Origin of the sequence: Streptococcus pluranimalium, from assembly GCF_047785745.1 — a bacterium.
GTDB lineage: Bacteria > Bacillota > Bacilli > Lactobacillales > Streptococcaceae > Streptococcus > Streptococcus pluranimalium_B.
Genome location: NZ_JBLOJT010000238.1, coordinates 1 through 544, shown reverse-complemented (window position 1 = coordinate 544; position 544 = coordinate 1). Strand labels below are relative to the sequence as shown.

General features: G+C 37.9%; 1 protein-coding gene. It reads left to right on the top strand.

The annotated features are described in order from the left end of the window. Nucleotides 1–43: 43 nt before the first annotated feature. Nucleotides 44–544 (top strand): transposase (locus ACMZ6U_RS10695; RefSeq protein WP_416108382.1); only part of this gene is annotated, 501 nt, incomplete at its 3' end.

The following is a 544-nucleotide window of genomic DNA, read 5'->3' as shown; positions in this document are numbered from 1 at the left end:
TTTATAATTATAATAACGACAAAACAACTAGAAAGCCATGACTATGTATAAAGAGTATAACACAAATCAGTTGAGTTTGGAACTAAATCTTGCTTACGATATTCCCATGAATCATGAAGTTAGACTCATCAGTCTTTTTGTGGATAGTATCCCTAATCATGTTTTACTGGAAGAAAAGTCTCATACTGGCCGACCCGCTTTTCATCCGGCTATGCTTTTAAAAATGACGCTTTTTGCCTATGCTCGTCAGGTCTTTTCTGGCCGCAAAATGGTGCAGATGAATGACGAAGTAATTCCAATGAAATGGCTAAGTCAGGACACCTATGTTAGTTATAAGACCATCAATAATTTCCGTTCCAGCAAGCATGCTAATAACCTGATTAAGACTGCTTTTATTTACTTCACCTTGCTCATGCGTGAGAATGGTATGATTGAAGACGACGCTCTCTTTATCGATGGCACCAAGCTAGAAGCTGATGCCAATCTCTATTCTTTTACTTGGAAAAAAGCCGTTAATAAGTACGAAGACGCATTGAATGGTAAG